This is a genomic window from Nostoc sp. DedQUE08, from assembly GCF_034530895.1.
GTDB lineage: Bacteria > Cyanobacteriota > Cyanobacteriia > Cyanobacteriales > Nostocaceae > Nostoc.
In genome coordinates this window covers 55,296-73,715 of record NZ_JAVRCD010000044.1, presented here as the reverse complement: position 1 = coordinate 73,715, position 18,420 = coordinate 55,296, and the positions used below count along the sequence as shown (strand labels likewise).

Sequence of the window (18,420 nt, the reverse complement as noted above, 5' to 3'; positions counted from 1 at the left end):
TTTTCTTTTAATCCTTTTATTCAGAATACTCGGAAAGTGACAGAAGAGGGATAACGCTTCCGTCAACCCTGTCACCCCAAACTTACTAGCGCAATAGGGTACTAAGTAAGCAGTTGGTACCTTACCGCCAATGGAACTTAAATTAACTATAGTTCCACTACCCCGCTCGAGGAAATGAGGTAGAAGGGCATTAATTGTGTGGATATATCCCCATAAATTAGTGTCTATAATTTGATGCCAATCACTGAGAGAAAACTGCTCTACGGGCCCTGATGCGAAGATGCCTGCATTGTTTATCAACACATCGATATAACCATAATGCTCCAATGCCTTTTGTACCAAGGTGTGTACTTGAGATGCGTCAGTGACATCACAAGTAACAGTCAATGGTGCTGCACGACCAAGGCTTTGTAACTCCTGCGCTACAGCTTCCAAACGGTCAGCATGACGAGCTGTAATTACAAGGTCATATCCTTGCCGAGAAAATAAAAGAGCTGTTGCTTTACCAATACCTTCAGAAGCACCTGTAATCAATACCGTAGGAGCCATCCTATTATATATAAGTAGTAAATTTAAAAATATTATTTGCTCTTTCTTTATTATTATTTTGAGCAATAACATTCCAGAAACCTTCTAACTTTCGTTAGATTTTTTATGATATCCAAAATAGTTATTTAGCGAGATTATAAGTTTTCATTCGCAGTTGTTTGGTAAAAATACCTCTACTCTAAAGGGTAATAAAAACTCTTATTGAACTTTTGCTAGATAAGTATTTCCTAAACATCTTCAAAATCTCATTCTTTAGAGTTGTTTCTACTTTAGGACTAGAGACAGATAGCGTCACATGGGTAATTTAAGTAATATGAACAATGTAATTAGCTTCTTAAGGAAACTTCACAATGGCAACTTATCCTAGCGATCAAACTGAAACTGCATACAATGGCAAAGACCGCAATGCTGGTGAACTTGGGCTAACTCCTCAGTCTGAACTTTGGAACGGTCGCTTGGCTATGATCGGTTTTCTAGCTTACCTACTTTGGGATCTCAATGGTTATAGCGTAGTCCGGGACGTACTTCACCTGATTTCTTAAACTCCCGTTAATTATTGAGCGTTTTTGTTGCAGGCTTAGATTCTGTCCAAAGTATCAAATACAAGGCACTGGTTATAATAAATACTAATTTTACCAGTGTCTTCACTCATATCACGCAACCTTTTAACCGAAAACGGTTTTTAAAATAGCATCTAGTTATGTAATAATAGTTCAAGTATCTTAATATTTCTATATATTTTTGTTCGTCGGCATTGTCCAGTGTAAAACATTTACCACTAACACAGTTTTCCGGCTAGTAGTTAGTAGTTTATGTAATTACTATATTTTATTTTTTGAATTTTCATCTGAATGTTAGGCGGAGTAAAAGTGTGATCGAGTTAGAACAACCACCCAGTCATCAAACAAAATTGACTTCAGTAGTGAAAAGTAAATCTCACTTTAAAGGACTTTTCATTGCTATTGTCATTGTTAGCGCATGGGTCATTAGCCTGAGTTTATTGCTTTCCCTTGATATCTCCAAGTTAAAATTTTGGATGCTATTGCCCGTTATACTATGGCAAACATTTTTATATACGGGATTATTTATTACATCTCATGATGCCATGCATGGGGTAGTGTTTTCCCAAAACAATAAGATTAATCATTTTATTGGGACATTAACTCTATCTCTTTATGGTCTTTTACCATATAAAAAATTATTAAAAAAGCATTGGTTACACCACCAAAATCCAGCAACTCAAATCGACCCAGATTTTCATAATGGTATACACAAAAACTTCTTTGCTTGGTATTTCCATTTTATGAAAGGTTACTGGAGTTGGGGACAAGTTATTGCTTTAACTCTTATATATCAGTTTGCTAATCGCATCCTTCATATACCCCATGCTAATCTAATAACTTTTTGGGTACTTCCTTCGCTTTTAAGTTCATTCCAATTATTTTATTTTGGTACTTTCCTTCCACATAGCGAACCAATTGCAGGGTATATTCAGCCTCATTGTGCCCAAACGATTAGCCGTCCAATTTGGTGGTCATTTCTCACGTGCTATCATTTCGGCTATCACGAAGAACATCACGAGTATCCTCATGTTTCTTGGTGGCAGTTACCAGAAATTTACAAAGCAAAATAGTTCTTGTTTATCTAATAAATAAGTGGGCGTGAATAATTAAAGGTTTGTAGTTAGCATCTCCAGCCATTAAAATAAGTCTGGGGCTGCTTACTAGAGCAAATTCATTCTGCTTATGCCAATTAATAATTCTCGTCTTGTCACTTATAGCCCTGCTTATACAATCGTTCCCACTTACGAGTGCTTTAATCAGTGTAGTTACTGCAACTTTCGCAGCGAACCGGGTAAAAGTCCCTGGATGAGTATTTCAGATGCAGACAGTATTTTAAAACCACTTCAAAGCGAAAAAGTCTGTGAAATTCTTATACTCAGTGGTGAAGTGCATCCTCATTCGCCAAAGCGTCAGGCGTGGTTTACACGGATTTATGATTTGTGTAAATTAGCGCTTTCAATGGGGTTTTTACCTCATACAAACGCGGGGCCACTGAGTTTTGAAGAAATGCAAAAGCTCAAGCGTGTGAATGTTTCGATGGGGCTGATGTTGGAACAGTTAACACCAACATTGTTAAATAGTGTACATCGGCACGCACCGAGTAAATTACCAGAAGTCCGTTTACAGCAATTGCAATGGGCGGGAGAGTTGCAGATCCCTTTTACAACTGGGTTACTGTTAGGAATTGGGGAAACAGTTGATGATTGGTGGGAAACATTAACAGCTATATCTGAACTGCATCAACGTTATCACCACATTCAAGAAGTTATTTTACAACCTCATAGTCCAGGACATCAGCAAACCTTTGATGCACCACCTTTTGACCCTCATCAGTTACCAGAAGTAATTGCTAAAGCACGTCAGATTTTACCGCCAGATATTACTATTCAAATTCCGCCGAATTTAGTTAAAGATGACCGATGGTTACTCGCTTGTATCGAAGCTGGTGCGCGAGATTTGGGCGGAATCGGGCCAAAAGATGAGGTGAATCCCGATTATCCTCATGTTCAGGAACAGGCATTAAGAGAAATTTTACAGCCTGCGGGGTGGGAATTGGTAGCTCGTTTGCCAGTTTATCCGCAATTTGATAGTTGGTTGTCGGGAGAATTACAAACAGCGGTGAAACAGTGGCGCAAGACTCTAACCACTGTTTCTCTTTTGTAAGAATAGGGAAGTAGAGATTTTACTATCTAGAACACCAATTCAGTAATCCTGAAAGAACCTCTCCCCCAACCCCTCTCCGAAGCGGAGAGGGGAGTTTAGCTGCCCCAACGCTCGTAGGGAAGGGGGCTGGAGGGTTAGGTTTTTGATAATTGAATCGATGCTCTATTAGTTAACGAGTATTTGAACTGGATGAATCCACCTTTTTACTCCGTTGACGAGTATTTGAACTGGATGAATCCACCTTTTTACTCCGTTGACGAGTGTTTGAACTGGATGAATCCACCTTTTTACTCCGTTGACGAGTGTTTGAACTGGATGAATCCACCTTAATTCTCTATAATCTCGATTATTATGAGCATCATTGCTATATTTTTTACCTATGCTTAATAATGATGACTTACTCGCAAACCTCTACAACGCCTTTAACCCCTTTGAACCCTTACCCGCAGGCGATCCAAAATATGTAGATTGTCAGGATGTGCGGGGAGATGCGGATATTTTGCAAGAGTTGGGAAATCGGATGCAATTGGCAAATACAAATACTTGCCAATTGTATTCTGGTCATCGAGGTGCGGGGAAGTCTACAGAATTACTCAGATTAAAGAAGTATTTAGAAAATCGGAAATTTTATGTTGTCTATTTTGCGGCTGATGAAGAGGATATCGATTCTGAAGATGCCCAATATACAGATATTCTCCTCGCCTGTACCCGCCGTTTGCTCAAAGATTTAAAAGAAATTGCTAGTCCCGCTCCTATACTCAACTGGTTAAAAAGTCGTTGGGAAGATTTAAAAGATTTGGCGCAGACTCCCATAGAGTTTGAGAGTCTGGGAGTAGAAGCCAAACTTGCTCAGTTTGCCAAGTTGACCGCAAATTTAAGAGCTGTACCTGAATTACGCCATAAAATCCGCCAAAAAATTGATCCTTACACCGTCACTTTAATTCAGGTGTTGAATGAGTTTCTAGCGGATGCAAAAAAGAACTTACCTACAGGTAAAACTCAACTGGCGGTAATTGTCGATAATTTAGACCGGATGGTGTTAGTCAAAGAAGGAGAGCGCACCAACTATGAGGAAGTCTTTTTAGACCGCAGCGAACAACTCCAAGCTTTAGATTGCCATTTGATTTACACTGTCCCGATTTCAATGGTCTATTCTACCAGAGCAACAGACCTTAGAGATATCTACGGCGACCCCCAAATTTTGCCGATGATTATGGTAAACACTCTCAAGGGGGAAGTTTACCAGCCAGGACTCAAGAAAGTTAAAGAAGTAATTAACAAGCGAGTCCGGCAAATTGCACCCGAACTATCACTAGAGAAGGAAATTTTTGATAGTCCCCAAACCTTAGAAAAACTCTGTTTGATGAGTGGAGGTCATGTAAGGAATTTGCTATTGTTAACTCAAGATGCCATTGGACGCACTGAAGAGTTACCTGTTTCAGAAAAAGCGGTGCGACGAGCAATTACTCAAGCTAGAGATACTTTTCGCCGTGCTGTGGAAAATCATCAATGGTGTCTGTTAGCAGAAGTCTCTTCTTCTAAACGTATTATTAATGATGATTTGTATCGGAGCTTGATGTATAACCGCAGTCTTTTAGAATACCGATATTTGGATGATGAGGGAGAGATGCAGCGTTGGTATGATATCCATCCATTGATTCAAGGAATTCCAGAATTTAAAGAAGCCGTAGTGAAACTTTCATGAACCCAAATTTAAGTGATTGGGATGATGATTTACCCCCAGAACCAGAAGAAGCTTATCAAGACTTACTTCGCGCACTGAAGCGAAAATCAGGATTTGGTTTGTTTTTTGTGCAATGTACACCTGTGGAAGCAGACAAGTTCATTGTCAAACTTCCCCAGGAGATTCCGCAGAAGAACATTGCAGTTTTGCGCTTGGTTGAGTCCATTGATAATTTATATCAGCCAGTCGCAGAGTTTCTCAAAGACAAGCAAGTTGATATTTTATTGATTAAAGGTTTGGAATATTCTTTATACAAATATGAAAAAAGAAGTTTTGGTGAAATAACAGAAGGACAATTTAGTAATTTAACCAGTGTTCCACATATTTTAAATCACTTAAACCAACAGCGAGAACGCTTTAGAGATGATTTTCCAATTAGCTTAGTTTTTCTTGTACGTTCATTTTCGATAAACTATTTTATTCATCGCGCCCCAGATTTTTTTGATTGGCGTTCTGGAGTATTTGAATTACCGACTACACCAGAAGTCGTAGAACAAGAATCAAATCGCCTGTTGTTGGAAGGAAACTATAATAAATATTTGAAACTCACCCATCAACAAAAAATTGAGAAAATTATAGAAATTCAAGACTTGCTGAGAGAAAAGCATCAGACAGAGAATCGTAAGACCAGTTTATTACTTGAACTAAGAAACTTATTAATTAGCACTAAGGAATATGAAGAAGCGATCGCATCCTTCAACCAAGCACTGAAAATTAAAGCTGATGATCACGAAGCTTGGAACGATCGGGGCTATGCGCTATTTAATTTAGGACGCTTTGAAGAAGCGATCGCATCCTTTGACCAAGCACTGAAAATTAAAGCTGATGATCATGAAGCTTGGAACAATCGGGGCATTGCACTAGGCTATCTAAAACGCTACGAGGAAGAAGTAGCATCTTACGACAAAGCGATAGAAATTAAACCAGATTATCAGGAAGCTTGGTATCACCGAGGTATCGCGCTTAAAGACTTAAGTAAATGGAAGGAAGCTCTCGCTAACTGGGAGAAAGCGATAGAAATAGAACCAAATGACCACTCAAGCTTGAACTGGCAAGGAAATGCTTTAGATATACTAGGTCAATCTGAAGAAGCAATAATCTGTTATGACCAAGCCCTTGCCCTCAATCCCAAACATCCTCATGCTTGGTATAATCGAGGCATTGCACTAGGCAATTTGAGACGCTATGAAGAAGCGAGCGCTTCTTGCGACCAAGCACTGAAATTTAAAGCAGATGACTACGAAGCTTGGTACTGTAAAGGTAATGCGCTATTTAATTTAGGACGCTTTGAAGAAGCGATCGCATCCTACGACCAAGCACTGAAATTTAAACCTGATTTACACCAAGCTTGGAAAAATCGGGGCAATGCGCTATTTAATTTAAGACGCTTTGAAGAAGCGATCGCATCCTACGACCAAGCACTAAAATTTAAATCTGATTATCACTATGCTTGGTATTATAAGGGGTCTTCATTAATTAAATTAGGTCGCTGGAGAGAAGGAAATAAAAGTATTAGTAAGGCTTTTGAAATTAATTCAGATTTTATGAACGCTCTGCTTGACATACAGAAAAAACACATTATCAGTTGGTTTCAGCAAAAATTGGGATTACAAAAGTTAGTTTGGATTTGGATAAGTATCTTGAGGCTGATTGGATTTAGGCGTTGATTGAGCGATCTTGTTATTAAAGTTTATGGTTTAAATGATTTTAACTCATCTTAATGTAGCGATTGCCTTCACCCTTCAACTTAAAATACTAAGTGAAATTAAAAGCGATACCGAGACATTACTAAATATAAAGTTAACCCATCTTTAAGAATATAGGACTTACGCATTGACAGAAAATCCTAAATGATAGATATGCCTTTCAAGGCTTTTAGCTAGATTTTTCAATTATCTTTTTGCGATCGCAATTAACAAAGGATGCTTTGTAAAAGCCTGAAACAACCTATTTACGTTAATACACAAGATGATTCATTTGTACAGTGCGTAACTCCTAGAATATAAATCAAATGTCAGAAAATGCCTAAGAGCAAAAAAATCTATCTCTCCAAGAAATTGCTAGCCTTTCTTTGGCAGAACGTCACAAAATACTAGAACCTTTTATCGCCGCCACAGCCGAAGATTTTTTGAACGACCCTGAATTAACAGAATTCTCGGTTTTGGATGGTGAAGATTGGGAAACTGAGAATAACAACATAATTCATGTGGAAGAACCTGAAAGCATCCGCAGCCATGACGCTTTTTTGAACGGCTACGCACCAGAAGACGAATGGCTTTATGACGACTGAAATTAAAAGCGGTCAAATAAATACTCACCGTGAACTAATTACTAACGCATCCCTCAAAAGAGATAGATAGGAGTCAAAACCCTGTTGTAAAATAGACATATAAGGATTCGGGGGGCCATTTAACTGGTCATAAACGCCTATAGAAACTATTTTTGGAAATCTCCAAGGTCTGAAGTCCAGCCAGCTGAAGCAACTACAGCGGCTGTATCACCAGCGCATACCAGGCGATCGCATCACCACGCCTGAGTTTTCCCAGCGTCTGGCAGCAATTAGCACAGAAGTCAATCAGCCTGTGTGCGCCTACATCAACCGTCGCGGACAAGTGATTCGCGTCGGGGTAGGCACACCACGCCAAACGCAAATACCACCGATGGAATTGCCCCGTTACGGTGCAGAACGACTCAGTGGTATTCGTTGTATTGCCACCCATCTAAAGCCAGAACCGCCCAACGAAGCGGCACTCACGGCTATGGCACTGCAACGCTTAGATGCCCTAGTTGTCCTAAATATTACCGGAACCGGCTTTACACGGCGGGGAGGCGGTTCGACTGGATATGTCAAAGAAGCTTATCTAGCTCATCTGACACCCCAAGAGTCTCGCACCCTGATTACTAGTCCTGCGGCTCCCAAGATAGGCGAAAGCCAAATCCAATCCCCAAGTTGGAATATATCGCCACCTTTGGACTTGGACGATCTGGCAGACCAGGATTTAGTAGACTTGGTAGAAAATCTGGAAGCGGAATTCCAGCGTGAATTTATCGCCCAGGAAGTAGATGCTGACCACGATCGCGTGCTGATTGTGGGGCTGATGACTAGTGAAATGACTCCCCTACAATTCCAAGACACCCTATTAGAATTGGCACGTTTAGTTGATACTGCTGGGGGAGATGTATTACAAACAATACAACAAAAGCGATCGCGCGTTCATCCCCAAACCGTAGTTGGCGAAGGTAAGGTGCAAGAAATTGCCCTAACCGCCCAAACACTAGGAGTCAACCTTGTTGTCTTTGACCGCGACCTCTCACCCTCCCAAGTCCGCAACTTAGAAATGCAAATTGGTATCCGGGTGGTTGACCGCACCGAAGTAATTTTGGATATTTTTGCCCAACGCGCTCAGTCCCGTGCCGGTAAGTTGCAAGTAGAACTAGCACAGTTAGAATACATGCAACCGCGACTAGCTGGTAGAGGTCGCACCATGTCCCGATTGGGTGGTGGTATTGGGACTCGTGGCCCTGGTGAAACCAAACTGGAAACTGAGCGCCGTGCAATTGGGCAGCGCATTTCTCGACTGCAAAAAGAAGTAACTCAGTTGCAAGCTCATCGTTCGCGGTTACGGCAACGAAGACAGCATCGAGAAGTTCCTTCAGTTGCTTTAGTTGGATATACCAACGCTGGTAAGTCCACTTTGCTGAATGCTCTCACTAATGCAGAAGTTTATACAGCCGACCAGTTATTTGCCACTCTCGATCCGACTACCCGCCGTTTGGCGATTCCTTATGGCGAAACTAATGAACATCAGGAAATTCTGATTACAGATACAGTAGGGTTTATACACGAACTGCCTGCATCGTTAATGGATGCCTTCCGTGCCACTTTAGAGGAAGTCACAGAAGCCGATGCCCTACTACATTTGGTGGACTTATCTCACCCTGCTTGGTTGCGTCATATTCGCTCAGTCAGGGAAATTTTGGCACAAATGCCAATAACTCCTGGTCCGGCGCTAGTGATTTTTAATAAGATCGATCAAGCCAATAGTGAGACACTAGCCCTAGCTAGAGAAGAATTCCCTCTCGCGGTATTTATTTCTGCGAGTCAGCGTTTGGGATTAGAAACCCTACGTCAACGCCTTGCCAAGCTCATTGAATACGCCGTTGATTCCCAGTAAATACTGAAATAAATTTTTAATTTCTAATTGAAAATGCCGTAGTTAATAGTAACTATGGCATTTTTTATTGAAATAATAGATATTTATACTTTACTAAAGCTTTATCGGTTTATGTGGAATTTGCTGAATGACAATATTATAAAAGACGTGCTAGAACAATTGATTAATAGTATTTTTCTGTTTCGTAGCTGATACAGTAATTGAATTTATCACTAAATAAACTCAATTACATATAAAGATTTAAGCATTGAACTTGTTCTTACTTAATTTTATACAGCAGAATTTAGAATTTAGGAGTAAAACATGCTTTATATCTGGGTAACAGATTTAGCTTGTCTATCTCACAACTTTAAATCTGCTATAAGTACTCTATTAACCTTTCAGTATGACTTTTAGAGTTATCTCATTTATCAACATTATAGAAAGAGAGGTATATGCAATTAGCTTCACAGCAATTTGAGTCAAAAGATGTCAAAGTACAGGTTCTTTTAACTGGAGGACATCAATACACCGTTTATTTAAAATCAGATGCACCTATACTGCATAGCCTTTTAACAACAGTTGTGGCTCGTGCTTACAAACAAGAATCTGAGTTACAGAATTTATTCCAAATTCCCATCAATGAAGGTCGCTCGGTTTTGTGTTTTCCTAGCGAACATCTTATAGGCGTGGTTACAGAACCCCCAATTTTTGTACAGCAATCAGATAAAATACAACTGCAAAATGATTATATTTTGGCTTCTGATTATATACAAATAGATAATTTTCTTAAACCAGAAGAACACAAGAATTTAGTTGAATACATCCTTAAAAAAGAGTCGGATTTTTTGCCAAGCAATACTTCTACCAACGACATTAATTATCGCCAATCAATGGTTATCTACTCATTCCCTGAATTTTCAGAACTGATATTAAAGAGAATTCAAGCAATGATTCCTGATATCTTGAGCAAATTAAACTTACCATCATTTTCTGTATCACAAATTGAAAGTCAACTCACTGCACATAATGATGGTAACTATTACAAACTTCATAATGATAATGGCAGTTCAGATACTGCTACTAGAGAGCTAACATACGTTTATTACTTTTATCAAGAACCAAAATCATTTTCTGGTGGAGAGTTGCTGATCTACGACAGCAAAATTGAAAATAACGTATATGTAAATGCTGAGACGTTCAAAACAGTTGAACCTCGCAACAACAGCATTGTATTCTTTCTCAGCCGTTATATGCACGAAGTACTGCCTGTGAATTGTCCCTCTCAAGCTTTTGGAGATAGTCGATTTACTATCAATGGCTGGGTGCGTCGATAAGCGAATTCAGTATAATCACTATACACTACCACAATGAATATTTAACTTTAGGGAAGGCGATCGCCTTCCCTAATTTCTTACAAACTCATAGCTAATCGATTTTCTAAGTAATATCTTTCATTGACTTATAAATAGTTTATCAATATTGATTAAGTAATTTATTTATTATTTTTAAATAAAGATTTAATTCTCTAATTAAAACTAGAATTATTACGTAATTATAATAAAATTTTTCTTGCAGTATAAATACTTAATAAGTATAATTAGTTAAAAACAAGTCATTTTTTGATCGTGTATTAAATTTTTGATAAAGCTTAAAAAAAGCAGTACTAAATCTTTTTTTTTATGTCAATTTAGATAAGAAAATGATGTCCATGATGCTCGTATAAACATCATTATTAGGAAGCTTTTTCATATCTTGTTTAAGAAAAAGAGGTTTAATTTACATGTCTCAAGCTTATTCAAAAAAAGTAATTGGTTATATAAGTTGTGGTCTATTATCATTCACCTTAGCTTTAGGGTCACAACTACCCCAAGCACAGGCTGGCAACGGTAACGGTAATGGTAACGGCAACGGCAACAAAAATACACCAGCACCTGCTCCAGCACCAGCACCTGCGCCAGCGCCAGCACCTGCTCCAGCACCTGCACCTGCGCCAGCACCAGCGCCAGCGCCAGCGCCAGCACCTGCTCCAGCACCTGCTCCAGCACCTGCACCCAAGAGTTTGGGTTCTATAAGTTTTTCAGCTACAGGAACCAATACCTACGACAAATCTAACGATCCTCTGGCAGCGTCGGTTCTTTTTAATTACCTAGACAATGGTTTATTGTCACTGACCCTGACTAACAAATCTTCTGTAGGAATCTCAAATCCTTCTGATGTTCTGACCTCAGTTTTCTGGGACTATGCTGGTTCTCCCCTAAACAACTTATCGCTGGTTTCGGCTCTAGCTCCGACAGTAACCTCAAGCGCAGGCTCTACCACTACAAAGAATGTTGATCTTCTAGCTCTAAAGGAATGGAAATTGCCAAACACGAGTAATACTGGAGGACTTCCTGGCATTGACCAACACTACGGTCTGGGTACAGCTGGCTTAGGCATTTTCCAAGGTGGCGGTGGACAGCAATTCAATTACGGCATCATCAGTGGTTACGCTAATGATGCAAATCCAGCCGTGAGTTCGGGGACTTTTGTTCAAAGTTCAGCTACTTTCCTGCTATCAGGGCTAGCCTCCGACTTTGACATCACTAAGATTGGCAACATCCGTTTTCAGTACGGTACATCACTAAGCGAAACTAGTATAAAACCTGCCACAGCACCTGCTCCAGCACCTGCGCCAGCACCCGCGCCAGCACCTGCGCCAGCACCCGCGCCTGCTCCAGCACCAGCACCTGCACCCGCGCCTGCGCCAGCACCTGCTCCAGCACCCGCACCTGCACCAGCACCCGCACCCGCGCCTGCGCCAGCACCTGCTCCAGCACCCGCACCTGCTCCAGCACCTGCGCCAGCACCTGCACCTGCGCCAGCACCTGCACCTGCTCCAGCACCCGCACCTGCACCTGCACCCGCACCTGCACCTGCACCCACACCAGCACCTGCACCTGCTCCAGCACCCGCACCTGCGCCAGCACCTGCACCTGCTCCAGCACCTGCGCCAGCACCTGCACCCGCACCTGCTCCAACACCTGTACCATCAGTACCGCCTTACTATCAACCCCCTGCACCTCAACCGAAAAAAGTACCTGAACCCAGTACAACCGCAGCATTAGGATTATTTGCCTTGGGTGTTTTCAGACTCAAGAAGAAAAACAAAAAAAATATTTCCCAAAATTAAACCACACTGTTGAGTTTTAGTAGGAGAAAGCTTAAATATGGGTTTAGAAATGCTTATGCTCTTCTAGACCCATTTTTGTTAGAGGTAAGAAACGCTAAACTAGAACCCACCTCAATAATTCCTGCTTTTTAACTAGCGCTTAGTAGCGAAAAAATTTGAGCGACAGAAACAATCTAAATATAATTACTGCTATTGCTAGCATTTAAACTGAAATATTATTAGCTGGTTAGGTCAGATGCAAAATAAAAATAATCTACATAATAGTTGGCTAGCTTAACCTTGGAGTTTAAATAAAGCTGCGTAAATAATTCAAGGTTTGTAGACGCTACGTGTAGCTTGCTTTCCCAAAGAGATACACTACAAATTAATCTCAATATTTTTACATTACTTAACATTACTTTTATTTATTTTTGCCTACTTACATCAGCGCCTTCTGTAGATTAGGTTATGAATGAATAAAGCAGTCACAATCAGTGGCAAAGCTCTAAAATTAAAAAGTATTAAATCAAGTTGAGGATATCATGGCTGCAAAAGTAGAAATTTACACTTGGAGGACTTGCCCGTTTTGCATTCGTGCTAAAAGTTTGCTGAAAAACAAAGGTGTTGAATTTATCGAATACAGCATTGATGGGGATGAAGCAGCCAGAAATAAAATGGCTCAAAGAGCAAATGGACGCCGTTCTTTACCGCAAATTTTCATCAATGACGATCATATTGGTGGTTGTGATGATATCCACGCTTTAGATAGTCAAGGCAAGCTGGATGAGCTACTAACTTCTAGCAATAGCGTATAGGTTCAGAAGGTATTGCGATAGCGACAAACCACTGCAATTACACGGTAGTCGCTACAATTCTAGAAAAATAACACGCTGCCTTGTCTACAGGTTTCCTCACAAAACCAATCTGTCCACAAGACTTTACCCTCCAGATTCTACTCAGCAGTACATATGTACGTCAATTGGTGAGAGCATCAAGAGATAATAATTGAATAACCATTTAATTTCTTGGTGATTGAGGTATAAAGGGTGAAACTGGCTTTTATCATTGATCCCATCCATCTACTTGACCCGTGTCATGATACTAGTGTTGCCCTAATTGAAGCAACGCAAATCCTGGGACACGAAGTTTGGGTGACTCAAGCAAATCTGCTGAGTGTGGCGGAGGGCAAAGCTTTGGCTGTTCTACAGCGAGTTGAAGTTGTACCAGTACAGTTGGTAGAGGGACGCTGGGTAGCGGCGAATCTTTGGTATAAGTTAAGCGATTCCTCCTTAACTTCTTTAGAGACAATGGACGCCGTATTTATGCGGACAGATCCACCTGTCAATGATTCCTACCTCTATGCCACCTACATTCTGGATTATATCGATCAAAATAAAACCTTGGTGATTAACAGTGCCAGTGGCATCCGAGGGGCAAATGAAAAAATGTACGCCCTCCAGTTTACCAAAGCGATTCCTGAAACGATTGTCAGTGCTGATAAGCAATTTATCCGGCAATTCGTGGAAGCAAAGGGGGCAGCAGTTCTCAAACCGTTGGGTAATAAAGCTGGCGAAGGAATTTTGTTTTTGCAATCAGGCGATCGCAATTTTAACTCTATTGTTGAACTCAGTACCCTCCAAGGTAAAGTACCAGTAATGGTACAAACCTATTTACCAGAGGCAAAAGAAGGAGATAAGCGAATTATCTTGCTCAATGGTGAACCAATTGGCGCGCTCAATCGCCTCTCTAGTGGGACTGATTTTCGCAATAATATGGCAACTGGTGGTACAGTTGCTCAAACCGAAATTACCCCAAGAGAGTATGAAATTTGTACCCAAGTAGCCGAACGCTTACGTCAAGACGGCTTAATTTTTGTGGGTATTGACGTTATCGGTGGCTACCTAACTGAAGTTAACGTCACTAGTCCTACCGGAATTCGTGAGATTGACCGTCTAGATGGTACTCGCCTTGGTCATCAGGTTATTCAATGGATTGAACAGAGACTAAAAATCCAAAAATAATTTACATTTATTTTTTTGTTTCATGTCCTAACTTTCCAGCAAACAGACTTCTTTTGGACACTTGCGTGGGCTTGTTTCCTACGCTACTTGTTTTAAGTAAATATATTTACTTGTACGGAATATGAGTTTAGTGAATCGTAAAGGGTAGATGCATTCATGTCTACGATCGCCTGTAACGCTCGTGACGCTTAATGACTCGCTAACGCTGTGCTATCGCCTTTCTTTGGGAGAAGACTGAAGACTTGCTAACACTGCGCTATCGGTGATGCATCCATAGTTGGGCAGGTATTCCTATTGTTTTGTTCTGAAAGCATAGCTGGACATGCAAGCCAGTAGACTCCTGCCCAAATTCATTCTATAAAGTAGCCTTGACAAGTTTTTTTACCAATTGGCAAAATTGGGTATGGCAAAAGATTGCTTATCCCTGCCCTTGGTAAAACCCTGGTGGCAGTAGCAGATTTTATACAGCGTTCAGCCTGACCGGAGACTGCTAAGTTAATCTAAAATCCCAAATTCCAAATCTTTTAATTCCTTGGTGTACGTCGGTTTCTCAGAAAATCAGGGATATCTAATCCAGGTTTTTCCTTTGGTTCTGGAATTGGAGTTGGGGTTGGAGTTGAGGTTGGGGGATTAACTGTCGGTTGCTGTGTTGTTGGACGCTTCGAGGTATTAGGTGCTACTCGAACGTTAGCCACGCTTTGTTGTACCGCAGCTTGCACTTCACCTGTAAATCCAGTGGCAATTACAGTAATTCTTACCTCACCTTGGAGCCTGTCATCAATTACAGCCCCAAAAATAATATTGGCGTTGGGATCGACTACTTCATAGATTGCTTCTGCCGCTGCATTAACTTCATGCAAAGTCAGGTCAGTACCACCTGTAATATTAAATACAACTCCTCTAGCGCCTTCAATAGAACACTCTAGTAATGGTGAAGAAATAGCTGCGATCGCAGCTTCTCTGGCTCTAGATTTTCCAGAACTAACGCCAATTCCCATCAATGCCGATCCCGCATCTGCCATAACTGCTCGGACATCAGCAAAGTCAACGTTTACCAAACCGGGGATCGTGATGATATCAGAAATACCTTGCACCCCTTGCCGCAGTACATCATCTGCATAACGAAAAGCCTCTTGCACAGGCGTTTGTTCGGGGATCACTTCCAGCAGTTTGTTGTTAGGGATAATGATCAGTGTATCTACTCTACTTTTTAGTCCTTCAATACCTTGTTCTGCTTGACTGGTGCGGCGGCGTCCCTCAAAAACAAATGGACGTGTGACTACACCAACAGTGAGGGCACCCATTTCTTTGGCCACTTCTGCCACGATTGGTGCTGCACCCGTCCCAGTACCACCCCCCATACCAGCAGTGATAAATACTAAATCTGCACCCTCTAAAGCCGTAGCAATTTCGTCCCGTGATTCCTCAGCTGCCTTTTGACCAATAGCAGGATTACCACCTGCTCCTAAACCCCTCGTTAGCTTCTGCCCAATTTGCAATCGACTTGGAGCGCCAGCTAAGGTAAGAGCTTGGGCATCAGTATTAATTGACCAAAACTCTACGCCAGAGACATCAGACTCGATCATGCGGTTAACAGCATTGCCACCACCACCACCGACACCAATCACTTTGATGTTGGCGACCCGACCAGGAACAATCTCACCAATTCGGCTATTTTCCGGAGAAATTTTTTTATTATCGTGATTTTGCCCGAAGTTCAGCCCAGAGTTATTAAAGGGATTGGTCGAGTTAACTGCCAGAGAGAACCCCGGCTGTCCCGTAGATTGGGAATTTTTATAGTTAAGTCCTTGGTTATTATCAAGTGTCATTGGATTTGTGAAAGGGTAGATAAACGACTTTTTCAGGTGTTATTCACCTAAGAGTCAACTTTAGTTTGACAATGCCACAATAATATGGCGTTGTTCTTTATTGTTTTCACTACTGCCAAGCCTAACAGAATTGGCAGTGCGAAAATTTGCTATGGGATGAGCTTTTAACACAGCCGATCGCACAGCCAATTCTAGAGAAGTATACCTATATTTATCTAAAACTGACCTGTATAACTTCAACCAGACATTAATCTCTTGATTATTCTCAGCGGCGGGCATAACTGGTAAAGACACACTACAGCGTATCTTCTCTGTCTCAATAATAATATTGTTAATAAGTTTTACCATTGGGCATAATTGCAGCTTTAGACACAAAATTTACCTTCTACTTACTTATGCTTAAGTTAAACTAAGCAAGAATTTACTTGTCAGACTATACCTGATTAATTTGTTGTTTGGGTGGTCACAATGGACACTTTGTTGAAGCAATAGTCTATCTTACAAAAACTCTCACTAGTGCGGCCAACAAATCAAGATTTCCTAAGAGATTTCGTCACCTAATAGGAATTACAGCACAGAACAGTCCAAACTTATTGCCCAGAAGCAATGCTTACGCAATTTTGGCTGGCATTTTTCGTTACAGATTGAAACTTCGGTAAACTGTCTTTGGAAGTGTCCTCAACAGACCAAAGCCAGAGCCTTTTTGCTTCTGCACTTGGATGGCGGCATAAACCGTTCCATCAGTGACTTCTGCTCACGAGTCTGAATCTGAATGAAAAGCTCAAGCAATGTTCTCTTTTTTGCACTGGGTTTAGTCAAGGAATGTATGGGCAGAAGGCGTTTTATACGCGATAGGCCATCATTAGACTGTCTGACATTTTGCACCCTACTATTAGATGTTAGGGTAACAATTGAGGGTCTGTTACTCGCAATAGAGATTTTATGATTGATTTTCTCATTTTAATTAGAAGTTAATGCCGATTTTCGGGCGATTTGCTGGAAAACTGAAAATAATAAATATATTTATCAGCATAAAGCTTCTTAATTTACTAGAAACTATCAAAATAATAAACACGCTAGATGTTTTTAGGAATTTTGGCAGTTAATTTTTGATTTTTTTGGTTCATTTGTACTAATGGAAGTTCAGGATTTTTCAGATCGATATACTCTATTTGACCAGAATTAAATTTTGTTGCTAAATGACGCATTTGGGCGAGTACTTTAAATTGTTCAGACAATTGGGGACTTGGTACACCGAGATGCACGTTTCCTAATTCTGTTTTCAAAATTAAATTTGTTGGATTTTGGCAATCAATTTCTATAACTTTCACGGGACTTTGACTCACAGCTTCATGGAGTTGAGTCCAGTAAAGGCAATATTGATTTGGCGAACCAATTACTCTGAGATTTGGTAATTTTTTAGTAGGATTCAGTGATGTATATTTTTCTAAAGGCATCCAGGCCCCACTTGCATCTAGTAAGCCGATTGTTACTTTTTTGTTGCCACGTGTTTGAGTTACCGCTACAGGTACTCGTTCTTGGATTTCAATGATTAATCCAGGAGGAAATAGGCGGCGTCTGACGATCGCTTGGGCAATAGTTGGCTGTTTTTTCAAAGAGTTAGCGATCGCTGACGGTTCAATCCGCCACAAAGACTGAGGGTAAGACAGCACCAACAATGACTGAGTTGTTTGATCTGACAGCAATTTATTGCCTGATTTCATCACTATTTGTTTGGGAGCCTTTAGCATCCACATCGGTTGGACTGCCACCCACAACAATCCACCCGCTAAACCAGTAATGGCAAAGGTTCGCCAAATAGCTTGAATAATTTTCATCTGCCGCTGCCGACGCAATTTCTGGCGACGCTGGGCTAGATGCGTGCGGGAAACTGATATTATGCCAGCCATTCACACCCCTTTTTGGTTGCAATCTAAATTCCTTAACAAGCTCGTATCATTATTAATTTCAGTAAACACTGTTGGCATCTTTTAGCCGCTCTCCTCAAGACTTTTTTTATTTTTAGTAACACTTTACAGTAACTACACAATGATTATGGCGCTAGTAATTAGTTCTATTAAAGTTTCCGGTGTCCATTTTTAACTGACTGTAGTCTTTTTGACAAGTTATTTTTGAAGATTTTTCCTTAAAGATTACAAAATATTAATTGAGATGTGTGGGATTTGGCTTTCTTGACAAATAGAATGTGAAATGATACATAAGTATTCCTGGATCTCTGTATACCT

Annotated in this window: 15 protein-coding genes; 11 read left to right on the top strand and 4 right to left on the bottom strand. The window is 40.6% G+C overall.

Translation table 11 applies throughout. From position 1 onward, the window contains the following. A partial coding sequence (locus RMY64_RS25325) for an SDR family oxidoreductase (protein ID WP_322674387.1) occupies positions 1 to 549 on the bottom strand: 549 nt, incomplete at its 3' end. Between the two features lie 350 nt (positions 550 to 899). Between RMY64_RS25325 and RMY64_RS25320 the strand changes: the two genes are divergently transcribed. From RMY64_RS25320 to gshB, 11 genes are all read left to right on the top strand, one after another. After that, positions 900 to 1,091 carry a chlorophyll a/b-binding protein gene (locus RMY64_RS25320; protein ID WP_322674388.1) on the top strand — a complete coding sequence of 64 codons (192 nt, stop codon included), beginning with the start codon at positions 900 to 902 and terminating at the stop codon, positions 1,089 to 1,091. 329 nt (positions 1,092 to 1,420) lie between these two features. Then, positions 1,421 to 2,182: a beta-carotene ketolase CrtW gene (crtW, locus tag RMY64_RS25315; protein ID WP_322674389.1), complete on the top strand. Its 762-nt coding sequence runs from the start codon at positions 1,421 to 1,423 to the stop codon at positions 2,180 to 2,182. Between the two features lie 112 nt (positions 2,183 to 2,294). Continuing rightward, positions 2,295 to 3,275: a 7,8-didemethyl-8-hydroxy-5-deazariboflavin synthase subunit CofG gene (gene cofG, locus RMY64_RS25310; RefSeq protein ID WP_322701431.1), complete on the top strand. Its 981-nt coding sequence runs from the start codon at positions 2,295 to 2,297 to the stop codon at positions 3,273 to 3,275. A gap of 379 nt (positions 3,276 to 3,654) precedes the next feature. After that, positions 3,655 to 4,980, top strand: a complete 1,326-nt coding sequence (locus RMY64_RS25305) for an AAA family ATPase (protein WP_322674391.1) — start codon at positions 3,655 to 3,657, stop codon at positions 4,978 to 4,980. After that, complete coding sequence (locus tag RMY64_RS25300; RefSeq protein ID WP_322674392.1) at positions 4,977 to 6,686, top strand: tetratricopeptide repeat protein; 1,710 nt, start codon at positions 4,977 to 4,979, stop codon at positions 6,684 to 6,686. Before RMY64_RS25305 ends, RMY64_RS25300 begins: the two co-directional genes overlap by 4 nt. A gap of 404 nt (positions 6,687 to 7,090) precedes the next feature. Then, positions 7,091 to 7,309 (top strand): hypothetical protein, encoded by a 219-nt coding sequence (locus RMY64_RS25295; protein ID WP_322674393.1) that lies wholly within the window; start codon positions 7,091 to 7,093, stop codon positions 7,307 to 7,309. Positions 7,310 to 7,448: 139 nt separating this feature from the next. Continuing rightward, complete coding sequence (gene hflX, locus RMY64_RS25290; protein ID WP_322674430.1) at positions 7,449 to 9,194, top strand: GTPase HflX; 1,746 nt, start codon at positions 7,449 to 7,451, stop codon at positions 9,192 to 9,194. Between the two features lie 434 nt (positions 9,195 to 9,628). Further along, positions 9,629 to 10,510, top strand: coding sequence for a 2OG-Fe(II) oxygenase (locus RMY64_RS25285; RefSeq protein ID WP_322674394.1), 882 nt, complete (start codon positions 9,629 to 9,631; stop codon positions 10,508 to 10,510). A 446-nt stretch (positions 10,511 to 10,956) separates the two neighbouring features. Then, entirely contained in the window at positions 10,957 to 12,345 is a 1,389-nt protein-coding gene (locus RMY64_RS36900; RefSeq protein WP_416211839.1) for an XDD4 family exosortase-dependent surface protein, read from the top strand. Positions 12,346 to 12,866: 521 nt separating this feature from the next. After that, positions 12,867 to 13,139, top strand: coding sequence for a glutaredoxin 3 (gene grxC / locus RMY64_RS25270; RefSeq protein WP_190893995.1), 273 nt, complete (start codon positions 12,867 to 12,869; stop codon positions 13,137 to 13,139). A gap of 231 nt (positions 13,140 to 13,370) precedes the next feature. Continuing rightward, on the top strand, positions 13,371 to 14,345 hold the full coding sequence (gshB, locus tag RMY64_RS25265) for a glutathione synthase (protein ID WP_322701430.1): 975 nt from the start codon (positions 13,371 to 13,373) through the stop codon (positions 14,343 to 14,345). Positions 14,346 to 14,869: 524 nt separating this feature from the next. On the opposite strand, the gene ftsZ is transcribed toward gshB, so the two are convergent. The 3 genes from ftsZ to RMY64_RS25250 all read right to left on the bottom strand — a co-directional run bounded on the left by ftsZ (position 14,870) and on the right by RMY64_RS25250 (position 18,084). Further along, complete coding sequence (ftsZ, locus tag RMY64_RS25260) at positions 14,870 to 16,174, bottom strand: cell division protein FtsZ (protein WP_322701429.1); 1,305 nt, start codon at positions 16,172 to 16,174, stop codon at positions 14,870 to 14,872. Positions 16,175 to 16,234: 60 nt separating this feature from the next. Continuing rightward, positions 16,235 to 16,522, bottom strand: a complete 288-nt coding sequence (locus tag RMY64_RS25255; protein ID WP_322682504.1) for a hypothetical protein — start codon at positions 16,520 to 16,522, stop codon at positions 16,235 to 16,237. A 728-nt stretch (positions 16,523 to 17,250) separates the two neighbouring features. Next, complete coding sequence (locus RMY64_RS25250; protein WP_322701428.1) at positions 17,251 to 18,084, bottom strand: cell division protein FtsQ/DivIB; 834 nt, start codon at positions 18,082 to 18,084, stop codon at positions 17,251 to 17,253. Positions 18,085 to 18,420: the final 336 nt, after the last annotated feature.